The sequence below is a fragment of the Aeromonas sp. L_1B5_3 genome (assembly GCF_963866575.1).
GTDB lineage: Bacteria > Pseudomonadota > Gammaproteobacteria > Enterobacterales > Aeromonadaceae > Aeromonas > Aeromonas jandaei.
The window spans coordinates 61,802-78,968 of sequence record NZ_CAWMDN010000046.1 but is presented as its reverse complement, the minus strand read 5'-3'; the positions used below and the strand labels follow the sequence as shown (position 1 = coordinate 78,968).

Genomic DNA, 17,167 nt, shown 5'->3' with positions numbered 1-17,167 from the left:
GGTTATCAGTCTGGATTTATATGCTGTCTGATAAAAGCATCTGCAGTATGGTGCGAAGAGAGGGACTCGAACCCTCACATCCGTGGGACACTAACACCTGAAGCTAGCGCGTCTACCAATTCCGCCACCTTCGCATCACTGCGGAGGGGGATTCTATAGAGTTTTGGGGGGGCGTCAACAGCCAAAGGGGACTTTTTTCGCTGTTGACGCTTAAAGACATGCCAAAGGGACAAAACTTCAGCAATCTGCCCGAGTAGCTAGCTCAGTGACGACCCAATGCGCTCAGATACATCTGTTCGTACTGGGTGACCGAGTCGGGCCAGTTGAAGCGGGTGTTCATGGCGTTGCGCTGCACCTTGGCAAATTTCTCCTTGTCTTGCAGGAAGTAGAGCAGGCTGCGGCGCATGGTATCGAGCAAAATGGCGGCGGTCGGGTCATTGAAGCAGAAGCCGGTGGCATGCTCGGGATCGGCATCCCAGTCGACCACGGTATCTTTCAGTCCACCAACGGCGCGCACCAGTGGCAGGGTGCCATAGGCCAGGCTGTACATCTGGTTGAGACCGCAAGGTTCGAACAGAGAGGGCATCAGGAAGAAGTCCGCTCCGGCTTCAACCAGATGGGCCAGTCGGTCATCATAGGCATTGATGAAGGCGAGCTTGTCCGGGTAATCCCGGGCCATGGTTTGCAGTTGCGTGGCGAGCGCAGGATCGCCAGAGCCGACGATCACCACTTGTACCTGATGGTGGAGAAATTTCTCCAGCGCCGGGATCAGCAGGGGGACACCCTTCTGCTCGGTCAGGCGGCATACCATGCCATAGATAGGCAGGTTTGCGACTGGCAGACCAACCTCTTGTTGCAGACTCTCTTTGCAGACCTGTTTGCCGGTCAGATTGTCGACGCTATAGGTTGCGGGCAGGAGTTCGTCGAATTCGGGATCCCAGTCCTTGTAGTCGCAGCCATTGAGGATGCCGCAAAGGTCGGCAGCCCGTTGCTGGAAGATGTGTGCCATGCCGTGGGCACCAAGGTGAGTCAGCAGCTCCTGGGCATAGTTGGGGCTGACCGCATTGATCTTGTCAGCATACAGAACCCCGCACTTGAGCAGGTTGACATGGCCGTAGTCATAGTTGATGCGGCGCTCGTAGTCGGCGATCTCGGGCATGGCCCAGAACTGCTCCCGCCCGAATACCCCCTGAAACGCCGCGTTGTGAATGCTGATCACGCTGCGGGTCTGCTGGAAGAAGGGGTTGTGGGCATGACGGGTTTTCAACAGCAGCGGCAACAGGCCGGTGTGCCAGTCGTTGCAGTGGGCGATGTCCGGAGCGAAACCAAGTTGCTCGCAGGCATGGAGGGCTGCTGCCGAGAAGAAGGCAAAGCGCTCGCCGTTGTCCGGATAAGCCTGATTGTTTTCAGCATAAAGCTGGGGGCGGTCGAAATATTGCGGGCAGTCGATGAGATAGATGCAAACACCATCCAGCTCCATCTGGTAGATGCGATAACCGATATCCGGCAGACCCGGGTGGGTGGGCAGCCAGCGCGATGCCACCAGTTTTGCCTCATCCCGGTGCTTTATCGTCTTGTAGAAGGGGAGCATGATCCTGACATCATGCCCCTTCTGGGCCAGATACATTGGTAGCGCTCTGGCGACATCCGCCAGGCCACCAGTCTTGACCAGCCCCTCGACCTCCGAGGCAACAAACAGGATTTTCAGTGGGTTAATAGCCAACTCTTGCTCCCTTAGGTACCACCACGATACCGCCTTCGGATACGGTAAATCGTTCTCTATCGTGGTCGAGATTTTCACCGATAACGGTGCCTGGCGCAATTTCAACGTTTTTATCAATGATGGCGCGCCGGATGGAGCACCCTTCGCCAATCTTCACATCCCCCAGCAGGACGGACTCGCTGATGTGGCTGCAGGCACCGATGTTGCAGCGAAAACCGAGGATGGAGCGCTGGATCTGGCTGCCCTGAATGAAGCAACCGGCGGAGATGAGCGAGTTGGCGATCTTCACCTTGCACTCGTCACTGTCGATGAAGGTGGCTGGCGGCAGGGCCGGATAGTGGGTGTGCAGCGGCCACTTGCGGTTGTAGAGAGAGAAGAGAGGGTTGTCGGCTACCAAATCCATGTGTGCCTGCCAGTAGGAGTCCAGAGTGCCCACGTCGCGCCAGTAGACGTTGGGTTTTTCGCCCGGGATCACGTTGGTACTGTAGTCGTAGACATAGACCGGCGCCCTTGGGTAGAGGCTGGGGATCACATCCTTGCCAAAGTCATGGCTGGAGTTCTCCTCTGCGGCATCCCGCTTCAGCTCGCGGCAGAGCGCCTCGGTCTCGAAAATGTAGTTGCCCATGGAGACCAGGGCCTGGGTGGGATCGCCGGGAATGTGTTTCGGCTGTTTCGGTTTCTCCTGAAAGCCGATCATCCGCCCTTCGGCATCCACCTCGATCACCCCGAACGAGCTGGCTTCTGCAATCGGCATGCGCAGGGCTGCGACTGTCATGGCGGCATTCTTCTGCTTGTGGAAGCTCACCATCTGGCTCACATCCATCTTGTAGATGTGGTCGGAGCCGAAGATGCAGACATGATCCGGTTCGGCCCGCTCGATAAAGCCGAGGTTCTGGTAGATGGCGTCGGCGGTGCCGTCATACCAGCGCTTGCCCATCCGCATCTGGGCCGGAATGGGATCGATAAAGCGGTCAGTGATGCCGACGATATTCCAGCCCTTCTTCATGTGCAGATAGAGGGACTGGGATTTGAACTGGGTGAGGACGTAGATGCGCAGAAAGTCTGCGTTGACGAAATTGTTGAGGACAAAGTCGATTAGCCGGTAGCTGCCACCAAAGGGGACCGACGGCTTACTGCGGGTGGTTGTCAAAGGCTGCAGGCGAGTACCTTCACCTCCGGCCAGGATCATGGTCAAAATGCCAGCCATCGTATTTCTCTCCCTGAATAAACATGTATGAAAAGGTTTTCAACCTTCGGCATAAAAACACCCCTAAAGGGGTGTTTTTGCTGTGCTTCTAGTACCTTATCAGATTCCGGATGGCGCTCTCTAGCGGTTTTATTGTACTGCTTACACTTATTTACACTTTGCTCAGATAGACCTTGAATTTGGCGTCGCTGTTGCTCACTTCCGTCCGTTTGAAGTGTGCTTCCAGTATAGGCTGATAGCGCAGGAATGCGTTGGCAACTATGGTCAGGCTGCCATGGGGTCGCAAAAATTCAGGGGCCCTGGCGAGGAAGGTTTCGGTCGCCGCATAGAAGGTCTTGAGCCCGGCATGGAAAGGGGGATTGGAGACAATCTGATCAAAGCTTCCTGAAATGTCGGAGTAGACGTCAGAGGCATGAACCTCCCCTTGCAGATCGTTGATGGCCAGGGTGCGGCGGCTCGATTCCAGCGCCAGCGCATTGATATCCACCATGGTGACCTTGAGCTCGGGATTGCGCTTGGCCAGCACGGAGCCAATTACCCCGGCACCGCAACCGAAATCGAGCAGTGACCCCTTCATGGCCGGCACGGTGGCCAGCAACATCTGGGTGCCGAGGTCCAGCTCGGCGGCGCTGAAAACGCCGGGCAACGCCAGCACGGTCAGCTCGGTCTCGCCGGCCCTGCACTGATAGCGGCCAAACCAGCTATCCAGATCGAACGGGGCGACCGGTTTGCAGAGCTCGCCATGATAGAGAGAGCAGCGGCGCGCCGAATCACGCTTGATCGGTTTGTCGCCATAAGGGGCCAGCAGCTTGTCAGCGCCATTGATGCCGCCACGGTTTTCGCCGGCGAGGAACAGGTCGGCGCCCTCCTCCAGCAGGGGGGTCATCATGGCCAGCAAATACTGCGCCTCGGCTTTCGCCTTGGGCATCAGCAACAACAGGGCATCGAAGCGAGGAGTTCCGCCCAGCTGGTGGTCGAACAGAATGGCCTCGCCGAGGGCCGCCTGCTGGCTGCGGTAGTAGCAGTAATCGGTGGTAAAGACGGTCAGGGTCTGGGCCAGAGTGGCCAGCTGGCGGGGGTAGTCATCCTCCAGTGCGCCACAGACAAGTAGCCGCTTGCCGACAAAGAGGGCTTGGTTTCGTTCCAGCATCTGGCTGACGGCACTGATTGGGCTGCTCATCGGGTCTCTCCACGCAATTTTGGGCGGCCATTATACATAGCCCCTTTCGCCTTGACATTTATGCCGTGTTCCCGAAATATGCCCAGACACCATTTTTGAGCAGAGATGAGTCAATGCGGTTCAACGGGTTGAAACGAAAGCATAAAAAAAGCCTGAAATTCGGGCCTGCTGACGTTCGCGCGTAACCTCTCATCCCTGAGAAGATTCAAACCCCGGTTGCGCACATCGAACCGGGGTTTTTTATTGCCATATGAGCGTCAAACCGGAGAAGGAGATCCCATGTTTCAAGGTTCAATCGTTGCGTTGATTACCCCGTTTCGACAGGGAAAGCTGGATGAAGAGGCGCTGCTGCGTCTGGTTGAGTGGCATATCGAGCAGGGTACTCACGGCATTGTGCCGGTCGGTACCACGGGTGAGAGCCCGACCCTGACCCACGACGAGCACTGCCGGGTGGTGGAGCTGGTGGTCAAACAGGTCGCTGGCCGTATTCCGGTGATTGCCGGAGCGGGCTCCAACAATCCGGTCGAGGCGATCGAATATACCCAGTATGCCGAGCGGGTCGGTGCAGATGCCACCCTGCATGTGGCAGGTTACTACAACCGCCCCAATCAGGAGGGGCTCTACCACCACTTCAAGGCAGTGCACGACGCTACCAGCAAACCCATCATCGTCTACAACATCCCGCCGCGCGCCATCGTTGACGTGCAGCCCGCCACTCTGGCCCGTCTGGCCGAGCTGCCACGGATTGCCGGGGTGAAAGACGCGACTGGCGATCTGGCGCGCCCCTGGACCGAACGCCAGCTGATCAAAAAGCCCTTTGCCTGGCTCTCCGGTGAGGATGCCACCGCTGTTGCCTACAACATCGGCGGTGGTCAGGGCTGTATCTCGGTGACCGCCAACGTGGCCCCCAAGCTGGTGGCCGAGGTGCAAAATCTGGCGCTGGCCGGCAAGTGGCAAGAAGCGCGTGAACTGCAAGACAAGCTGATTCCGCTCCATCAGGCGATGTTTGCCGAGCCGAGCCCGGCTGGTGCCAAATATGCCGCTTCCCTGCTCGGTTTCTGTAGCGAAGAGTGCCGCCTGCCGGTGATGCCACTGTCGGAAGCGACTCGCGAGCGCATTCGCAGCGCCATGCAGCAGCTCAACCTGCTGTAATGCAAAACGGGTGAGCCAAGGCTCACCCGTTTTGTTTTCTGTATCAGATGGGCCGCTCAGCGTGCGTTGTGCAGCCAGTCGGCGATAGCCAGCTGCAGTGCGACATAATCCGCTGAGAGGAAGAGGTCAGCCAGCTCGGCGGGCCACTGGCGATCAGAGACCGGTGCGGTTTGCAGATGTGCCAGCAGGCTTGCCAGCTCTGAACCCCAAAGGGTCGGCTGCGTCAGCTCGGCCACTCGACGTTCAATCAGTGCAATCCCTTCACACAGGGCGGCGAATGCTTGCTGCCGAATATTCTCATTCTGCGGATTTTCCAGCCCGAGCTGCTCGTGATGCTGCCAGTGACTCAGGCCGGCGGCGATGGCGGTTACCACATCTATGGCTTCGCTGGTGGCCAGAGATTGCAGGGCCAGCGGCTTGCCGAGCCCGGCCAGCCGATACCCGCGCTGCGCCTTGGATTGCGCCCCCAGACGCACGCCACCCAGCCGGGCGAGGCGCTGCGCCAGTGCAAACAGCGCTGTGGTATCGCCCGACTTGAGCTCCAGTTCCAGCTCGTTGATCGCCGTGCGCCCCTGAGTGCCGACTATCTCCCCCTGATCCCAAGCCAGTTCAATCTCGGCACCCTCGAACGCGATCAGCCAGTGGCGGCGCAGGAAGTCGGTACTGAATTGCGCGACCAGTTGCTGCTGGATGCGGTCACGTTCTGTCACATCGGGCCAGATTTCTGCGGGAAAGGCGCTCAATGTCGGCAGATCGCCACCAATTGGCGCATTGTATTCGGGTCTGGCATGCAGGCCACCCACCGCCTGGCCGCGGCATTTGATGGTCTGTTCGGCGTAGGCGTCGCAGCGGCGAATGCGCAACCCCATGTCCAGACGACGCAGGTCGAGGGTCGGCGTGTCGAAATAGACGTTGCCGAGCTGCTGTTGTGATGATTCTTTAATCTCAAAAGAATTCAACAGGTTGGATAAATCTGCCGCAATGTCGCGGGCGACAAAAAACTTTATCTCGATCTCAGTTTGCATACTCATTCCGGGCTGGCAGGCAACTTTGGGGGGCAGGAATCGGGTCGCGGGGATATAATGCCCGCGAAACGACTAGATTAATTCGCGGTTTAATTGAGGGCGCAGTTCGGTTAACATGCGCGCCTCATAAAATCGTATCGAGTGTTTTTTCACCGACACAGGTTTGGCCATGCCAGTAAATACTATTTTGGGGCTTTTTGCCAAGTCCCCCATCAAGCCGCTGCAGAAGCATATCGTCAAGGTTCACCAGTGCTCCCAGCAGTTGGTTCCCTTCTTTGATGCCGTTGCTGAAGACCGTTGGGAAGATGCCGAGAAGATCCGGCAGCAGATCTCCCAGCTGGAAAAAGAGGCGGATATCCTCAAGCGTGAAATTCGTCTGAAACTGCCCCGCGGTCTGTTCCTGCCGGTTGCACGCACCGACCTGCTGGAGCTGTTGACCCAGCAAGACAAGATTGCCAACCGTGCCAAGGATATCTCCGGCCGCATGCTTGGTCGTCGCATGGAGTTCCCTTCCGAAATGCGGGAAGGCTTCATGGCTTACCTCAAACGTTGTATTGATGCGACCGCTCAGGCCGAGAAAGCGATCGGGGAGCTCGACGAGCTGCTCGAGACCGGCTTCAAAGGACGGGAAGTGGAAATGGTTGCCGAGATGATCCACCAGCTGGATCTGATCGAGGACGATACAGACACCATGCAGATCGGTCTGCGCCAACAGCTGCAAGCGGTTGAGCAGAACTACAACCCGATCGACGTGATGTTCCTCTACAAGATCCTCGAATGGGTAGGTGACCTGGCTGATCAGGCTGAGCGCGTAGGCGCCCGTCTTGAGCTGATGCTGGCTCGTTCGTAATCGACTGACTGGGTAAACACTATCAATGGACATTATTGCGAATTACGGCACCACTCTGGTGCTCGTGGCGGCCTTGTTCGGCTTTTTGATGGCCTGGGGCATTGGCGCGAATGACGTAGCCAACGCCATGGGCACATCGGTCGGTACCAAATCCCTGACCATTCGTCAGGCGATTATCATCGCCATGATCTTCGAATTTGCCGGTGCCTATCTGGCCGGTGGTGAAGTAACCGCCACCATCCGTAGCGGTATCATCGACAGCAATGCCTTTGTCGATAGCCCGGATCTGCTGGTGCTCGGCATGATCGCTTCCTTGCTGGCTGCCGGTGCCTGGTTGATCCTCGCCTCCTACTTCGGCTGGCCTGTCTCCACCACTCACTCCATCATCGGCGCTATCGTCGGTTTCGCCGTGGTGAGCATTGGCCCGGAAGCGGTGCAGTGGAACAAGTTTGGCGGCATCGTCGGCTCCTGGGTCATCACCCCGGCCATCTCCGGTGTCATCGCCTACTTCATGTTCATCAGCGTGCAGAAGCTCATCTTCAACACCGATGATCCCCTGAACAACGCCAAGCGCTACGTTCCCTTCTACATGTTCCTGACCTCGCTGGTCATCTGCCTGGTAACCATCAAGAAGGGTCTGACTCACGTTGGTCTGCACCTGACCGATGGCGAAGGCGTCATGCTCTCCGTGGCCATCTCCATCGCCGTAGCGTTTGCCGGCTGGATCTATATTCGCGGACAGAAGTACAACCCGCAGGATGACAGCAAGATGCACTTCGCCAACGTGGAGAAGGTATTCGGCATCCTGATGGTGATCACCGCTTGTGCCATGGCGTTTGCCCACGGCTCCAACGATGTGGCCAATGCCATCGGCCCGCTCTCTGCGGTGGCCTCTATCGTGGCTTCCGGTGGCGAGATTTCCGGTCAGGCCGCCATTGCCTGGTGGATCCTACCCCTCGGCGGCATCGGTATCGTGATCGGTCTGGCCACCATGGGCGAGAAGGTGATGGCGACTGTCGGCACCGGCATCACTCATCTGACCCCGAGCCGTGGTTTCGCCGCCCAGCTGGCCACTGCCGCTACCGTGGTGATCGCCTCCGGTACCGGTCTGCCCATCTCCACCACCCAGACTCTGGTTGGCGCGGTCATGGGCGTGGGTCTGGCGCGCGGTATCGCGGCGCTGAACCTGGGTGTGTTGCGCAACATCGTGGTCTCCTGGGTCATCACCCTGCCGGCAGGTGCCATTCTGGCCATCGGTATCTTCTACGTGCTGCAGGCCTGTTTCTCCTAAGAGAGCGGCCCTCAGCAACAAAAAGCCCGAGTCATCGACTCGGGCTTTTTTATTGTGCGCGGGAGCAGAGTGCAGCTCCCTTTGCATATCAGCCTTAGAGGCTGGCGCAGATCTGCCAGAGGTCGTACTGGATGGCGGCGGCCGTCACTTCCCGACCAGCTCCCGGCCCCTGAATCACCAGCGGGTTGGTGCGGTAGCTGTCGCTCTCGATGGCGAAGATGTTGTCGCACGGCAGCAGGTTGGCAAACGGGTGGTGCGGCTCCAGCGCCTCCAGCCCGACCCGTGCTTTGCCGTCATGTTCAAAACGAGCCACGTAGCGCAGCACCTTGCCAAGCCGCTTGGCCCCCTCGAAGGCGGTCTGGATCGGGCCATCCAGCTCTTTCAGCCGGTCCATGAACTGATCCGGGGTTACCTTGCGCAGCGGGACGGGCACCAGATTCTCCAGCTCGATATCGGCGGAGTCGAGCTCGAAGCCCGCCTCCCGCGCCAGAATGAGCAGCTTGCGACGCACATCCTGACCGGAGAGATCCTCGCGGGGATCCGGTTCGGTCAGGCCGTGCTGCCACGCCTCATCTACCAGCTCGGAGAAGGGGCGGGTGCCGTCATACTGCTGGAACAGCCAGGAGAGGGTGCCGGAGAAGATGCCGGAGACTCCCTGAATACGGTCGCCGCTCTGGCGCAGCATCTGGATGCTGGACTGGATCGGCAGGCCAGCGCCCACGGTGGCGTTGTAGCGCCACTGCACCTGATGGTCGCGGCAGGTCTGTTTGATGCGCTGGTAGAACTCGCTGTCGGCGGCCCCGGCAAACTTGTTGGCAGCGATGATGTGAATGCCGAGCTGGGCGAAGTCGGGGTAGTAGCGGCTCACCGTTTCGCTGGCGGTCAAATCGATGGCGATCAGGGTGTCGAAGCTGTGTTGTTCCAGCTGGGCCAGCAGTTCGGGCCAGATCAGTGCTTTGGGGGCAAAGTTGTCCTGCACTTTGAGCGGATCCAGTCCCTCTTCATCGAGCAGGCCCCCTTCCGAGCTGAACACTCCGTAGAGGGTGAGCGCCAGATTGAGTTCATGTTCGAGCCGTGCCTTTTCGCGGGCATAGAGGCTCAGCCAGTGGCCGCCGATATTGCCCTTGCCGAACACCACCAGTCCGACCCGATTCGGGCGGCTGAACAGGGCGCTGTGCATGGCGATGAGCAGGGGTTCCAGCACTACCTGACGCAGCACGGCCACCAGGCTCAGGCCATCTTTGGCCACCTGGACGAACTCCAGCGGCTGATCCGCCAGCAGCTGGTAGAAGCGGTGGCACTGCTCGGCATTGTCGGTCACGCCTGCCCCTACCAGCGCTACCAGACTGTATCCCTCTTTCTGGATGAGGCCGGTGAAGCTCCCTTGCAGCTGGAAGTCCCGCAGCAGCTCAAAGGCGCCCTGTGCTACCTCAAGGGTGTAGGCGAGGCGCAGCACCCTGCGATCCGGCTGGCGTTGCAGGGTGAGCGGATTGAGTCGGTGACGGGCCAGATGGGCCTCGATGGTGGCCACCGTTTGCTCATAGTTGGTCTGTGGCAGCACCTTCAGCTCGATGAGGGCGATCTGATCCACCGAGGAGACGATGCGAGCACCGCCGGAGCGGGGGGCGCGGCGCAGGATGTGGGTGCAGCCCTCGTCAGGGTTGTAGCTGCAGCGCAGGGTGAGGCGCTGACGACTGTCAGCCACCGGTTGCAGAGTACGGGAGTGCAAGACCGAGGAGCCGAGGCGGGCCAGCTCGTTGGCTTCGGCGAGGCTCAGGCGCTCCAGCAGACGCGCCTCCTTCACCCGGCGCGGGTCGGCGCTGTAGACCCCGGCCACGTCGCTCCAGATGGTGGTGGATTCGCCGTCCGCCAGCAGCGCCAACAGGCTGGCGCTGTAGTCGGAACCGTTGCGACCGAGCAGCAGTGAGCGGCCTTCCATGTCGGCAGCGATAAAGCCGGTTACCACGATACGACCGGCATGCTCCGCCAGTCGCGCTTTGAGCAGTTCGCTGGAGAGCGCAGCATCCACCTTGACCAGAGCGCCATCCTCGGCGCGCAGGAAGCTGCGGGCATCGAGCCAGATAGCCTTGTCGCCGCGGCTGGTGAGCAGGGCAGCCAGCAGGCGAGCCGACCACACCTCGCCAAAGGCGAGCAGGCCGTTGCGGGCGAAGCGGTCAAACTGTCCCTCAAGCGTCTTGGCGATGAGCTGCATGTCGTCGGCCAGCTGTTTGCTCAGATCGAGCTGCAGTTCGCCCTCCAGCAGGCCGTCGATCAGCCCCTGCTGATAGGCGTGGAGGGCGGAGATGGCTTCACCAGCAGCTTCATCCCCCGCTTCGGCCAGCTCCACCAGCTGGATCAGGCGGTTGGTGGTCTTGCCGGCGGCGGAGACCACGATCAGTTCATCCCCACCCACCTGTTGTTCAACGATGCTGGCGACCCGGCGATAACAGACCGGATCCGCCAGACTGCTGCCACCGAATTTGTGGACGTGACGTCGCTTCAAGCCTGCTTCTGTTGCCACCGCGATCTCTCCTTGTTGCTGCTGTTCCATTACTTCGCTACCTGTTCTGCCTGCTGCGCCTGTGCAAAAGCCTGTGCCAGATCGGCCACCAGATCTTCACCGTGTTCAATACCGACCGACAACCGCAGCAGCTGGGCGCTTATGCCAGCTGCCTGCTGCGCCGCCGGGGTCATGGCCCTGTGGGTCATGCTGGCCGGATGGGCCACCAGACTCTCCACCCCGCCGAGGGACTCGGCTACCGAGAAGAGGGTGAGGGCCGCAAGGAAGGCGCGAATGCCCGCCTCGCTGCAATCGAGTTCAAAACTTAGCATGGCGCCGAAGCCGGACTGTTGACGGCGCGCAATATCGTGGCCCGGATGGCTCGGCAGGCTGGGGTGATAGATGCGTTTCACCAGCGGCTGCTGTTGCAGGAAGGCGAGGATGCGATCGGTGTTCTCCTGATGGGTGCGCAATCTGGGGGCCAGAGTGCGCAGGCCGCGCAGGGTGAGGTAGGAGTCGAACGCCCCGGAGGTGAGCCCCAGACAGTTGGCCCACCACACCAGCGACTCGGCCAGTGCGGCCTCCTTGGCAATCGCCACTCCGCCCACCACGTCTGAGTGACCGTTGATGTACTTGGTGGTGGAGTGCACCACCACATCGGCACCGAGGGCCAGCGGCTGTTGCAGCAGGGGGGAGAGGAAGGTGTTGTCCACCACTACCTGTGCACCCACCTCATGAGCTGCACTGGCAATGGCGCTGATATCCACCACCCGCAGCAGCGGGTTGGAGGGTGTCTCGACCCATACCAGCGCGGGCTTCTGGGCCAGCGCGGCGGCCAGTGCGGCCTCATCCCCCTGATCGACAAACTGCACCCGGTAGTGGCCCTTGGTCGCCAGATTCTCGAACAGGCGCCAGGTACCGCCGTAGCAGTCGTGAGGGGCAATCAGCAGATCCCCAGCCTTGAGCAGGGCGGTGGTGACCAGATGGATAGCACCCATGCCGGTGCCGGTGACCACAGCGCCAGCGCCCCCTTCCAGTGCCGCCAGCGCGTCCGCCAGATTGGTGCGGGTCGGGTTGCCGGAACGGGCATAATCGTATTGACGGGGTTCGCCAAAGTCGGCAAAGGTGTAGTTGCTGGAGAGGTAGATTGGCGGCACCACTGCACCGTGTTGCTGGTCTGTCTCAATCCCGGTGCGAACCGCCAGGGTGGCCTTGTGGGTCATGTTTCTCTCCTTGATCTCTCTGGACGGTGGCCGCTCTTCCTGCCACGCTGCTTTTGCCACACGCAATCGTGCCAATGCTGGCATCATGATGAACCACACTACGCCAGCTTAAAAAGGCCGTCAACACTTCCAGACGTCTAAATGGCTTTGCTGTTGGATTGCCATTAATTTCCTTAAGGGTTAAAATCCGCGCTCACGGCTAAATGAGAACAGGTGAGTCATGGGAACAGAGTGGAACGGCGACTACGTCAGCCCCTACGCGGAACACGGTAAGAAGAGCGAACAGGTCAAGAAGATTACCGTCTCGATCCCGCTCAAGGTGTTGAAAGTGTTGACCGATGAGCGCACCCGCCGTCAGGTGAACAACCTGCGTCATGCGACCAACAGCGAGCTGCTCTGTGAAGCCTTCCTGCACGCTTTCACCGGCCAGCCGCTCCCTTGCGACGAAGACCTGCGCAAGGATCATCCGGACAGCGTCCCTGCCGAAGCGCGCGCCATCATGGAAGCGCTGGGCAAAGAGATCGAAGATTTCGACAAGGAATAACCCCCAATGACGCGGCCCTGGCCGCGTCATTGCTATCTGCCATGTCCCGCTTCAGTTTGCGCCACTATCACCATCACGTCTGCAGCCATAGCCACGACTTTGCCCAGCTGGTGATCCCCCTCGACGGTCCCCTCGAGATTGAGGTGCAGGGCCGGGGGCGCCGGCTTGCCCCCGGTTCTGCCTGCATCATCGCTCCCGGCGAGCGGCACGACTACGCCGCCGATCCGGCGCTTTCGTTTCTGGTGCAGGAGAGCGACTGGCTGCCCGGCGATTTGGCAGCCCGCCCCTTTATCGAGCTGGATGAACCCCAGCGTCACTACCTCGCTTTTCTGCACCGCATGGTGGCCGAGGGGCGGCAGGTGGCTGGCATGGAGCAGGTGTGGCTCTCCCTGCTGGCGGAAGGGCAGGGGATGCCGAGCGCAGCCACACTGCGTCTTGCCGCTCGCATCCTCAAGGTGCAGCGCCATATCGAGGCCAACCTCGCCGCCCCGCTGACCAATCAGCAACTCGCCGCCATCGCCTGCCTTGGCCAGAGCCAGTTCAAGCTCGCCTTTCGCCAGCAGCTGGGGGTGAGCGTCTCCCACTACATTCGCAGTCGGCGCATGGTGCTGGCGCGTACCCTGCTTGCCGGTACACAACTACCCGTTGGCGAGATTGCCAGCCGCTGCGGTTACCAGAATCAGGGGGCCTTCAGCGAGCGCTTCCTGAGTGAGACCGGGCTCACTCCGTCCCTCTGGCGCCAGAAAAACGGCCGCCTGCCGTAACGAAACGGCTGGACGCCGAAGACGGGATGCTCTCTTTGGGCCATGCTGCGGGTCATGTAAGGTGCACGATAAACAGGAGCCGAAATGGAGACGATTAGCTGGCAGGATTTCGAGATGGTGGAGCTCCGGGTGGGCACCCTGGTGCGGGTCGAGCCGTTCCCCGAGGCGCGCAAACCGGCCTACAAGGTGTGGGCGGATTTTGGCCCCGAACTGGGGATACGCAAGAGCAGCGCCCAGATCACCGCCCTCTACCAGCCAGAGCAGCTGGTGGGCCGCCAGATCATCGCCGTAGTCAACTTCCCGGCCAAACAGATAGGGCCGTTTCAGTCTGAATTTCTGCTGACCGGTTTCTACCGGCCTGATGGCGCCGTAGTGATGGCTATCCCCGAGCAGGCGGTGGAGAACGGCGCCAAGCTGGGCTGAGTTCACACCCGAACAGAGACAAGAGAGGCGACCCCGGGGTCGCCTCTCTTTTTGTTTTCTGTTGCGAGTCGTTACTTCAACAGGCTGAAGATCAGCGCCGATACCGCCAGCGAGCCGGTCAGCAGGATGAAGCCGTTGGTCCAGCCGTGACGGAAGCGGGCCAGCGCCTCCACCTTGTAGATGGCAATCACCGGCATGATGAACAGGATCATGGCGATGACCGGGCCGGAGAGGGTTTCCATCAGCCCCAGAATGCCCGGGTTGATGACGGCGGCACCCCAGATAGAGAAGAACATCAGGGCGATACCGACTTTGTCCGCCTTGGCCTGCGGCAGGCCGGTGGGCTTGGCGATCAGGCTTTTCAGGCTTTCACGGGCACCGAGGAAGTGGCCAAGGAAGGAGGAGCTGATGGCGATAAAGGCGATGAGCGGCCCCAGAGTCACGATCACCGGGTTATCTGTGATATTGGCGAGATAGGAGAGCACAGAGACGTTCTGGGCCTTGGCTTCAGCCAGCTGAGCTGGCGAGAGGCTCAGCACGCAGGAGAATACGAAGAACAGCACGAAGCCCACCAGCATTACTGTGGTGTTGCGCAGGATCAGGCCGCTCTTGGCTTCCGCCTGCTCGCCATATTCACGGCGCTGCACGTTGGCAAAGCCGGAGATGGCGGCGGCGTGGCTGAAGGCGAACACGGTGACCGGCAGCGCCAGCCAGACGGTGTTGAGGAAGCTGACCCCTTCAAACGCGGTCACTTCCGGCCATTGCCACTGAGGGATCAGGTAGCAGGAGAGCGCCGCCAGAATGGCCGCCAGCGGATAGACCATAAAGGCGAAGGCGCGCAGCATCGCTTTCTCACCCGCCAGCATCACGGCGATCATGGCAAATACCAGCACGCCGGAGAGCATCACCCGATCCGGGGTTGCCATGCCGAGCTGGTTGACCATAAAGCTCTCCACCGTGTTGGTCAGCCCTACCCCGTAGATGAGCAGGATCGGGAAGATGGAGAGGAAATAGAGCGCAGAGATGAGGCGACCGGCCATCTTGCCGAAGTGCTCCTCTGCCACTTCGGTGAAGTCGGCGTGGGGGCGTGAAGAAGAGAGCACGAAGCGCGCCAGCCCGCGGTGGGCGAGGAAGGTCATGGGGCCTGCCAGTACTGCGACGATGACGAGGGGCCAGATGCCGCCCAGACCCAGATTGATGGGCAGGAACAGGATACCGGCGCCAACGGCGGTGCCAAACAGGCTGATAACCCAGTGGGTGTCGTGACGGCGCCAGCGGGTGGTGCTGGCTGTGGTGGAGCAGGAACCGGATAGCTCCTTGGTAGCCTCTACAGATAAACTCATTACTAATTCACTTTTTGTTAGTGTTTTAATCTGAGTTTATTATGGTTTTTCGGGATTTAATTCTCAAAAAACGAGACTGAAACATATCACTGCCATTGCGGGGTTTAGCCAGCGAGATTGGGAATTGAATCTGGGTCACAGAATGCAACAAAACTGACATTGGTGTTTTTTGTGAAATATAAAACCAAAATTTGATCTGCGCTCGTTTTTTTATTTTGGCTAATTAGGTGTTTTCAGAATTACGTGAAAAATCGCACCATTTATCACCGACCGACTGTGATGTTTCACTGTCATTTTGCCGCTTTGCCAGCGTATCACGCTGTTCAAGAGCGCCTTGACCAGAGGATCACTCCGGTCATCACCCGGGGCAACTTCCCTGAAAAAGCAGGCGGCCATTGGGCCGCCTGCTTGTTTGGTGTGATGATATCGCTATCCGTCTAGTGGGCCAGAATGTTGCCCCAGGCGAGATCCGGATCCCCCATCACGATAAAGTCAGGGTTCTCCAGCGACTCGGTTTCGTTATAACTGAGCGGCTGCAACGCCAGGCTGAGGATGCGGCCACCAGCCGCCTCGACGATGCACTGGGCGGCGGCGGTGTCCCACTCGCCGGTGGGGCCGAGCCGCACGTAGCAATCGGCCGCCCCTTCTGCCACCAGACAGGATTTGAGGGAGCTGGAGCCGAGCGGGATCAGCTCGTAGTTGATGGCCGGGTTGAGGTGGCGGGTGAGCTTCTCCAGCTTCTGGCGGCGGCTGATGGCCACCACCAGCGAGTCGGGCTGGTCATGTTCGTGATGCATGGCGCTGATGGGCAACACCTCGCCGTTCACCTCCTTGAAGGCGCCGTAGCCGCGCACCGCCCAGTAGAGCACGTCAGACTCGGGGGCGTAGATGACCCCTAGCACCGGCACATTGTCCCGCACCAGGGCGATCAGGGTGGCGAAGTCGCCGCTGCCCGCGATAAATTCGCCAGTGCCGTCGAGGGGGTCCACCAGCCAGTACTGCCGCCAGTTGGCGCGCTGGCTGAAGGGGATGTCGGCCGCCTCTTCGGTCAGCACCGGCACATGGGGGGTGAGCGCCGAGAGCGCCTGTTTGAGGTAGGCATCGGCAGCAAGATCGGCACTGGTGACCGGGGTCGCATCCTCCTTCAGCTGACGCTCGAACTGACCGCCGTGATAGATGTCCTGAAGGATCCTTCCGGCTTCGCGGGCAATCTCTTTGACCCCCGGCACCCAGGCCAACAACTCCTGCATCTCGTTATCCTCTGTCTGTTAACTGCCCGTCTGCGGGCTACTCTGCCTGCTCCGCCAGCCACTTCTGGGCCAAGAGCAGGGCACTGATGCTGCGCGACTCGGTGAAGTCGGGCCGCGCCAGCAATTCATCGATCCGGTTGAGTGGCCAGGGGATCACCTCCAGCGGTTCGGGTTCGTCGCCGATCCGCTGTTCGGGGAAGAGATCCCGCGCCAGTAAAATGTCCATCCGGCTGGAGAAGTACCCCGGCGCCAGCGACACCTGTTTGAGCAGGGTCAGGCTGTTGGCGCCAAAGCCCGCCTCTTCCATCAGCTCCCGGTTGCCTGCCTCGAAGGCATCTTCGCCCGGGTCGATCAGCCCCTTGGGAAAGCCCAGCTCGTAGGAGTGGGTGCCGGCGGCATATTCGCGCACCAGCAGCAGGGTCTGCTCATCGAACAGCGGCACCACCATGACGGCGCCACGATTGCCGCCGCGCATCCGCTCGTAGACCCGCTCCTCGCCGTTGGAGAATTTGAGGTGGAGGGATTCCACTCTGAACAGCCGGCTCTCGGCCACGATCTCGGCCTTGAGGATCTCCGGTTTGCTCTTCTCCTGCTCCAGCTGGTCGATCGAAATCTGTTCGGGGGGGCTTTTGTGGTGCTCACTCATCAGGGGTGACAGCTCGTTAAAAAATCGTGCTTCAAGAGTAAACGAC

Annotated in this window: 15 protein-coding genes and 1 tRNA gene; 6 read left to right on the top strand and 10 right to left on the bottom strand. The window is 60.0% G+C overall.

Annotation, left to right across the window (positions count from 1 at the left end; genetic code table 11):
• Positions 1 to 48: 48 nt before the first annotated feature.
• The 4 genes from AACR93_RS03760 to rsmC form a co-directional block, all read right to left on the bottom strand.
• Positions 49 to 134 (bottom strand) — tRNA-Leu (locus tag AACR93_RS03760).
• A 128-nt stretch (positions 135 to 262) separates the two neighbouring features.
• Entirely contained in the window at positions 263 to 1,723 is a 1,461-nt protein-coding gene (gene glgA / locus AACR93_RS03755) for a glycogen synthase GlgA (protein WP_043850045.1), read from the bottom strand.
• Positions 1,713 to 2,930, bottom strand: coding sequence for a glucose-1-phosphate adenylyltransferase (gene glgC / locus AACR93_RS03750; protein ID WP_033113980.1), 1,218 nt, complete (start codon positions 2,928 to 2,930; stop codon positions 1,713 to 1,715). Before glgC ends, glgA begins: the two co-directional genes overlap by 11 nt.
• 151 nt (positions 2,931 to 3,081) lie before the next feature.
• Positions 3,082 to 4,110 carry a 16S rRNA (guanine(1207)-N(2))-methyltransferase RsmC gene (gene rsmC, locus AACR93_RS03745; RefSeq protein WP_043850044.1) on the bottom strand — a complete coding sequence of 343 codons (1,029 nt, stop codon included), beginning with the start codon at positions 4,108 to 4,110 and terminating at the stop codon, positions 3,082 to 3,084.
• A gap of 279 nt (positions 4,111 to 4,389) precedes the next feature.
• On the opposite strand from rsmC, the gene dapA reads away from it, so the two are divergent.
• Entirely contained in the window at positions 4,390 to 5,262 is an 873-nt protein-coding gene (gene dapA / locus AACR93_RS03740) for a 4-hydroxy-tetrahydrodipicolinate synthase (RefSeq protein WP_043850043.1), read from the top strand.
• 56 nt (positions 5,263 to 5,318) lie between these two features.
• Here dapA and AACR93_RS03735 read toward each other — a convergent pair whose 3' ends face one another.
• The gene (locus AACR93_RS03735; RefSeq protein ID WP_043850042.1) at positions 5,319 to 6,287 is read right to left on the bottom strand and encodes a CYTH domain-containing protein; all 969 of its coding nucleotides are present in this window, start codon (positions 6,285 to 6,287) and stop codon (positions 5,319 to 5,321) included.
• Between the two features lie 169 nt (positions 6,288 to 6,456).
• Here AACR93_RS03735 and AACR93_RS03730 point away from each other — a divergent pair, with 169 nt between their 5' ends.
• Both AACR93_RS03730 and AACR93_RS03725 read left to right on the top strand, forming a co-directional pair.
• Entirely contained in the window at positions 6,457 to 7,137 is a 681-nt protein-coding gene (locus AACR93_RS03730; RefSeq protein WP_033113984.1) for a TIGR00153 family protein, read from the top strand.
• A gap of 25 nt (positions 7,138 to 7,162) precedes the next feature.
• Positions 7,163 to 8,428 carry an inorganic phosphate transporter gene (locus AACR93_RS03725; protein WP_041209023.1) on the top strand — a complete coding sequence of 422 codons (1,266 nt, stop codon included), beginning with the start codon at positions 7,163 to 7,165 and terminating at the stop codon, positions 8,426 to 8,428.
• A gap of 94 nt (positions 8,429 to 8,522) precedes the next feature.
• Here AACR93_RS03725 and AACR93_RS03720 read toward each other — a convergent pair whose 3' ends face one another.
• Entirely contained in the window at positions 8,523 to 10,979 is a 2,457-nt protein-coding gene (locus AACR93_RS03720; RefSeq protein ID WP_043850041.1) for a bifunctional aspartate kinase/homoserine dehydrogenase II, read from the bottom strand.
• The gene (gene metB / locus AACR93_RS03715; protein WP_043850040.1) at positions 10,979 to 12,151 is read right to left on the bottom strand and encodes a cystathionine gamma-synthase; all 1,173 of its coding nucleotides are present in this window, start codon (positions 12,149 to 12,151) and stop codon (positions 10,979 to 10,981) included. The genes AACR93_RS03720 and metB overlap by 1 nt, the downstream gene beginning before the upstream one ends.
• 220 nt (positions 12,152 to 12,371) lie before the next feature.
• Between metB and metJ the strand changes: the two genes are divergently transcribed.
• From metJ to AACR93_RS03700, 3 genes are all read left to right on the top strand, one after another.
• On the top strand, positions 12,372 to 12,695 hold the full coding sequence (gene metJ / locus AACR93_RS03710; protein ID WP_005343046.1) for a met regulon transcriptional regulator MetJ: 324 nt from the start codon (positions 12,372 to 12,374) through the stop codon (positions 12,693 to 12,695).
• A gap of 41 nt (positions 12,696 to 12,736) precedes the next feature.
• Positions 12,737 to 13,459 carry an AraC family transcriptional regulator gene (locus tag AACR93_RS03705; RefSeq protein ID WP_043850039.1) on the top strand — a complete coding sequence of 241 codons (723 nt, stop codon included), beginning with the start codon at positions 12,737 to 12,739 and terminating at the stop codon, positions 13,457 to 13,459.
• 84 nt (positions 13,460 to 13,543) lie between these two features.
• Positions 13,544 to 13,882 carry a tRNA-binding protein gene (locus tag AACR93_RS03700; RefSeq protein ID WP_043850038.1) on the top strand — a complete coding sequence of 113 codons (339 nt, stop codon included), beginning with the start codon at positions 13,544 to 13,546 and terminating at the stop codon, positions 13,880 to 13,882.
• Between the two features lie 71 nt (positions 13,883 to 13,953).
• On the opposite strand, the gene AACR93_RS03695 is transcribed toward AACR93_RS03700, so the two are convergent.
• The 3 genes from AACR93_RS03695 to nudE all read right to left on the bottom strand — a co-directional run bounded on the left by AACR93_RS03695 (position 13,954) and on the right by nudE (position 17,121).
• Complete coding sequence (locus AACR93_RS03695; protein ID WP_043850037.1) at positions 13,954 to 15,225, bottom strand: aromatic amino acid transport family protein; 1,272 nt, start codon at positions 15,223 to 15,225, stop codon at positions 13,954 to 13,956.
• Positions 15,226 to 15,662: 437 nt separating this feature from the next.
• Positions 15,663 to 16,475 carry a 3'(2'),5'-bisphosphate nucleotidase CysQ gene (gene cysQ, locus AACR93_RS03690; protein WP_043850036.1) on the bottom strand — a complete coding sequence of 271 codons (813 nt, stop codon included), beginning with the start codon at positions 16,473 to 16,475 and terminating at the stop codon, positions 15,663 to 15,665.
• Between the two features lie 37 nt (positions 16,476 to 16,512).
• The gene (gene nudE, locus AACR93_RS03685; protein WP_043850035.1) at positions 16,513 to 17,121 is read right to left on the bottom strand and encodes an ADP compounds hydrolase NudE; all 609 of its coding nucleotides are present in this window, start codon (positions 17,119 to 17,121) and stop codon (positions 16,513 to 16,515) included.
• Between the last annotated feature and the right edge of the window lie 46 nt (positions 17,122 to 17,167).

What these genes read in the sequence shown, in the direction of transcription:
- glgC (WP_033113980.1), bottom strand. Translation starts at nt 2,930, where the DNA reads ATGGCTGGCATTTTGACCATGATCCTGGCCGGAGGTGAAGGTACTCGC.
- rsmC (WP_043850044.1), bottom strand. Translation starts at nt 4,110, where the DNA reads ATGAGCAGCCCAATCAGTGCCGTCAGCCAGATGCTGGAACGAAACCAA.
- dapA (WP_043850043.1), top strand. Translation starts at nt 4,390, where the DNA reads ATGTTTCAAGGTTCAATCGTTGCGTTGATTACCCCGTTTCGACAGGGA.
- AACR93_RS03735 (WP_043850042.1), bottom strand. Translation starts at nt 6,287, where the DNA reads ATGCAAACTGAGATCGAGATAAAGTTTTTTGTCGCCCGCGACATTGCG.
- AACR93_RS03730 (WP_033113984.1), top strand. Translation starts at nt 6,457, where the DNA reads ATGCCAGTAAATACTATTTTGGGGCTTTTTGCCAAGTCCCCCATCAAG.
- AACR93_RS03725 (WP_041209023.1), top strand. Translation starts at nt 7,163, where the DNA reads ATGGACATTATTGCGAATTACGGCACCACTCTGGTGCTCGTGGCGGCC.
- AACR93_RS03720 (WP_043850041.1), bottom strand. Translation starts at nt 10,979, where the DNA reads ATGGAACAGCAGCAACAAGGAGAGATCGCGGTGGCAACAGAAGCAGGC.
- metB (WP_043850040.1), bottom strand. Translation starts at nt 12,151, where the DNA reads ATGACCCACAAGGCCACCCTGGCGGTTCGCACCGGGATTGAGACAGAC.
- metJ (WP_005343046.1), top strand. Translation starts at nt 12,372, where the DNA reads ATGGGAACAGAGTGGAACGGCGACTACGTCAGCCCCTACGCGGAACAC.
- AACR93_RS03705 (WP_043850039.1), top strand. Translation starts at nt 12,737, where the DNA reads ATGTCCCGCTTCAGTTTGCGCCACTATCACCATCACGTCTGCAGCCAT.
- AACR93_RS03700 (WP_043850038.1), top strand. Translation starts at nt 13,544, where the DNA reads ATGGAGACGATTAGCTGGCAGGATTTCGAGATGGTGGAGCTCCGGGTG.
- AACR93_RS03695 (WP_043850037.1), bottom strand. Translation starts at nt 15,225, where the DNA reads ATGAGTTTATCTGTAGAGGCTACCAAGGAGCTATCCGGTTCCTGCTCC.
- cysQ (WP_043850036.1), bottom strand. Translation starts at nt 16,475, where the DNA reads ATGCAGGAGTTGTTGGCCTGGGTGCCGGGGGTCAAAGAGATTGCCCGC.
- nudE (WP_043850035.1), bottom strand. Translation starts at nt 17,121, where the DNA reads ATGAGTGAGCACCACAAAAGCCCCCCCGAACAGATTTCGATCGACCAG.